At 58.8% G+C, this 5,038-nt stretch carries 2 rRNA genes; both read left to right on the plus strand.

Annotated elements, in window-relative coordinates:
- Window positions 1–23 precede the first annotated feature (23 nt).
- Window positions 24–1,544: ribosomal RNA gene (locus GJV82_RS18960) — 16S ribosomal RNA — on the plus strand.
- 517 nt (window positions 1,545–2,061) lie between these two features.
- A 23S ribosomal RNA gene (locus GJV82_RS18965) occupies window positions 2,062–5,038 on the plus strand; the annotation flags it as partial.

Here is a 5,038-nt window from a genome sequence, read left to right on the forward strand (position 1 = left end):
TGCCTGGTGGTGGGCGTTGTTCATTTACGGAGAGTTTGATCCTGGCTCAGGACGAACGCTGGCGGCGTGCTTAACACATGCAAGTCGAACGATGAAGCCCAGCTTGCTGGGTGGATTAGTGGCGAACGGGTGAGTAACACGTGAGTAACCTGCCCTTGACTTCGGGATAACTCCGGGAAACCGGGGCTAATACCGGATATGAGCTACCTTCGCATGGGGGTGGTTGGAAAGTTTTTCGGTCAGGGATGGGCTCGCGGCCTATCAGCTTGTTGGTGGGGTGATGGCCTACCAAGGCGACGACGGGTAGCCGGCCTGAGAGGGCGACCGGCCACACTGGGACTGAGACACGGCCCAGACTCCTACGGGAGGCAGCAGTGGGGAATATTGCACAATGGGCGCAAGCCTGATGCAGCGACGCCGCGTGAGGGATGAAGGCCTTCGGGTTGTAAACCTCTTTCAGCAGGGAAGAAGCGCAAGTGACGGTACCTGCAGAAGAAGCGCCGGCTAACTACGTGCCAGCAGCCGCGGTAATACGTAGGGCGCAAGCGTTGTCCGGAATTATTGGGCGTAAAGAGCTCGTAGGCGGTCTGTCGCGTCTGGTGTGAAAACTCGAGGCTCAACCTCGAGCTTGCATCGGGTACGGGCAGACTAGAGTGCGGTAGGGGAGACTGGAATTCCTGGTGTAGCGGTGGAATGCGCAGATATCAGGAGGAACACCGATGGCGAAGGCAGGTCTCTGGGCCGCAACTGACGCTGAGGAGCGAAAGCATGGGGAGCGAACAGGATTAGATACCCTGGTAGTCCATGCCGTAAACGTTGGGCACTAGGTGTGGGGCTCATTCCACGAGTTCCGTGCCGCAGCAAACGCATTAAGTGCCCCGCCTGGGGAGTACGGCCGCAAGGCTAAAACTCAAAGGAATTGACGGGGGCCCGCACAAGCGGCGGAGCATGCGGATTAATTCGATGCAACGCGAAGAACCTTACCAAGGCTTGACATGCACGGGAAGCCACCAGAGATGGTGGTCTCTTTGGACACTCGTGCACAGGTGGTGCATGGTTGTCGTCAGCTCGTGTCGTGAGATGTTGGGTTAAGTCCCGCAACGAGCGCAACCCTCGTCCCATGTTGCCAGCGGGTTATGCCGGGGACTCATGGGAGACTGCCGGGGTCAACTCGGAGGAAGGTGGGGATGACGTCAAATCATCATGCCCCTTATGTCTTGGGCTTCACGCATGCTACAATGGCCGGTACAAAGGGCTGCGATGCCGTAAGGTGGAGCGAATCCCAAAAAGCCGGTCTCAGTTCGGATTGGGGTCTGCAACTCGACCCCATGAAGTCGGAGTCGCTAGTAATCGCAGATCAGCAACGCTGCGGTGAATACGTTCCCGGGCCTTGTACACACCGCCCGTCAAGTCACGAAAGTCGGTAACACCCGAAGCCCATGGCCCAACCCTTGTGGGGGGAGTGGTCGAAGGTGGGACTGGCGATTGGGACTAAGTCGTAACAAGGTAGCCGTACCGGAAGGTGCGGCTGGATCACCTCCTTTCTAAGGAGCTACCAGCACTCCTGGGGTCGGCCGTTGGTCGCCCGGGGTGTTCAGGTGCCACGCTGCCGCCGAACGCGCGGTNTGCGGGGGGTGTTCAGGTGCCACGCTGCCGCCGAACGCGCGGTGGGTGGTTGCTCATGGGTGGAACATTGACGAAAGAGCTCTGGTCGTGCGCTGGTGTCAGTACCTGCGTCTGCCGGCTGGTGCGTCGCCTTCGGGTGGTGTGCTGGTGGGTGGGTGTGGTGGAACCTCACTGGTGAGCGGGTCGGGGCTTGTCGAGCACACTGTTGGGTCCTCAGGTCACCGGCCACCGGTTGGTGGGGTGCCTGGTACGGGCCGGTCCTCGGACCACGAACCGCTTCGTCGGGTGTCTTCGGGCATCGGGTGGGGTAGGCGGGTCTGGTGGGGGTCGGGGTCGTTGGTTGTTTGAGAACTGCACAGTGGACGCGAGCATCTTTGTAAAGATCAAGACGCACCCTTTGGGGTGTGGTTCTTGGTTCTCTGCAGTTTTGTTGTTGTTGAAGTTTTTAAGGGCACAGGGTGGATGCCTTGGCACTAGGAGCCGAAGAAGGACGTGGTAGCCTGCGATAAGCCTCGGGGAGCTGGCAAACGAGCTGTGATCCGAGGGTTTCCGAATGGGGGAACCCCGCACGAGTCATGTCGTGTGACCCGCACCTGAATATATAGGGTGTGTGGAGGGAACGTCGGGAAGTGAAACATCTCAGTACCGACAGGAAGAGATATTCCGTGAGTAGTGGCGAGCGAAAGCGGATGAGGCCAAACCGGGCGCGTGGTAAAGCTGTCAGGCGTTGCGTGTTCGGGGTTGTGGGACCCTTCTGGTGGATCTGACAGTCCGCCGGGGAGTGAGAAAGTCGTGTCATAGTCGAACCGCATTGAAAGGCGGACCACAGACGGTGCGAGTCCGGTAGACGAAATGGTGCGGCCTCCCGAAGGGGATCCCAAGTAGCACGGGGCCCGAGAAATCTCGTGTGAATCTGGCAAGACCACTTGCTAAGCCTAAATACTACCTAGTGACCGATAGCGGACCAGTACCGTGAGGGAAAGGTGAAAAGTACCCCGGGAGGGGAGTGAAATAGTACCTGAAACCGTGTGCCTACAATCCGTTGGAGCCTCCTTGGCTGGGGTGACAGCGTGCCTTTTGAAGAATGAGCCTGCGAGTTAGTGCTCAGTGGCGAGGTTAACCCGTGTGGGGAAGCCGTAGCGAAAGCGAGTCCGAACAGGGCGATTCAGTCGCTGGGTCTAGACCCGAAGCGAAGTGATCTAGCCATGGGCAGGTTGAAGCGCGGGTAAGACCGCGTGGAGGACCGAACCCACCAGGGTTGAAAACCTGGGGGATGACCTGTGGTTAGGGGTGAAAGGCCAATCAAACTTCGTGATAGCTGGTTCTCCCCGAAATGCATTTAGGTGCAGCGTCACGTGTTTCTTGCCGGAGGTAGAGCTACTGGATGGCCGATGGGCCCTACAAGGTTACTGACGTCAGCCAAACTCCGAATGCCGGTAAGTGGAAGCGTGGCAGTGAGACTGCGGGGGATAAGCTCCGTAGTCGAGAGGGAAACAGCCCAGACCACCGGCTAAGGCCCCTAAGCGTGTGCTAAGTGGGAAAGGATGTGGAGTTGCACAGACAACCAGGAGGTTGGCTTAGAAGCAGCCACCCTTGAAAGAGTGCGTAATAGCTCACTGGTCAAGTGATTCCGCGCCGACAATGTAGCGGGGCTCAAGTACACCGCCGAAGCCGTGGCATCTGCGCTCAACTCAGGCCTTCGTGGTCCAGAGGCGCAGGTGGGTAGGGGAGCGTCGTGTGGGCGGTGAAGCCGCGGGGGAACCCAGCGGTGGAGGCCACACGAGTGAGAATGCAGGCATGAGTAGCGAAAGACGGGTGAGAAACCCGTCCGCCGAATGACCAAGGGTTCCAGGGCCAGGTTAATCCGCCCTGGGTAAGTCGGGACCTAAGGCGAGGCCGACAGGCGTAGTCGATGGACAAGGAGTTGATATTCTCCTACCGGCGAAGAACCGCCCATACCGAGCCCGGTGATGCTCACCGCCCAAACCTGTCCACCGGCCCTTCGGGGCCACCGGGCAGGGGCGCGCGGGACCCAAACCGGTAGTAGGTAAGCGTATTAACAGGGGTGACGCAGGAAGGTAGCCCGGCGTGGCGATGGTTGACCACGTCCAAGGCTGTAGGCCGTCGGGTAGGCAAATCCGCCCGGCATCAAGGCTGAGAGCTGACGGTGAGCGCACAAGCGCGAACTGGGTGATCCTATGCTGCCAAGAAAAGCCTCGACGCGAGGTTCTAGCCGCCCGTACCCCAAACCGACTCAGGTGGTCAGGTAGAGAATACTAAGGCGATCGAGAGAATCGTGGTTAAGGAACTCGGCAAAATGCCCCCGTAACTTCGGGAGAAGGGGGGCCCGAAGCGTGAACACCCTCGCGGTGGGAGCGTGGACGGCCGCAGAGACCAGGGAGAAGCGACTGTTTACTAAAAACACAGGTCCGTGCGAAGTCGCAAGACGATGTATACGGACTGACGCCTGCCCGGTGCTGGAAGGTTAAGAGGACGGGTCAACCCCTCGGGGTGAAGCTCAGAATTTAAGCCCCAGTAAACGGCGGTGGTAACTATAACCATCCTAAGGTAGCGAAATTCCTTGTCGGGTAAGTTCCGACCTGCACGAATGGCGTAACGACTTCTCCGCTGTCTCAACCGCGAACTCGGCGAAATTGCACTACGAGTAAAGATGCTCGTTACGCGCAGCAGGACGGAAAGACCCCGGGACCTTTACTATAGCTTGGTATTGGTGTTCGGTGCGGCTTGTGTAGGATAGGTGGGAGACTGTGAAGCCCGTACGCCAGTGCGGGTGGAGTCAACGTTGAAATACCACTCTGGCCGCTTCGGATGTCTAACCTCGGTCCGTGATCCGGACCAGGGACAGTGCCTGGTGGGTAGTTTAACTGGGGCGGTTGCCTCCTAAAATGTAACGGAGGCGCTCAAAGGTTCCCTCAGCCTGGTTGGCAATCAGGTGTCGAGTGCAAGTGCACAAGGGAGCTTGACTGTGAGACTGACAGGTCGAGCAGGGACGAAAGTCGGAACTAGTGATCCGGCGGTGGCTTGTGGAAGCGCCGTCGCTCAACGGATAAAAGGTACCCCGGGGATAACAGGCTGATCTTGCCCAAGAGTCCATATCGACGGCATGGTTTGGCACCTCGATGTCGGCTCGTCGCATCCTGGGGCTGGAGTAGGTCCCAAGGGTTGGGCTGTTCGCCCATTAAAGCGGTACGCGAGCTGGGTTTAGAACGTCGTGAGACAGTTCGGTCCCTATCCGCTGCGCGCGCAGGAAACTTGAGAAGGGCTGTCCCTAGTACGAGAGGACCGGGACGGACGAACCTCTGGTGTGCCAGTTGTTCCGCCAGGAGCACCGCTGGTTGGCTACGTTCGGAAGGGATAACCGCTGAAAGCATCTAAGCGGGAAGCCTGCTTC

It is taken from the genome of Cellulosimicrobium composti, assembly GCF_009711085.1.
Taxonomy (GTDB): Bacteria; Actinomycetota; Actinomycetes; order Actinomycetales; family Cellulomonadaceae; genus Cellulosimicrobium; species Cellulosimicrobium composti.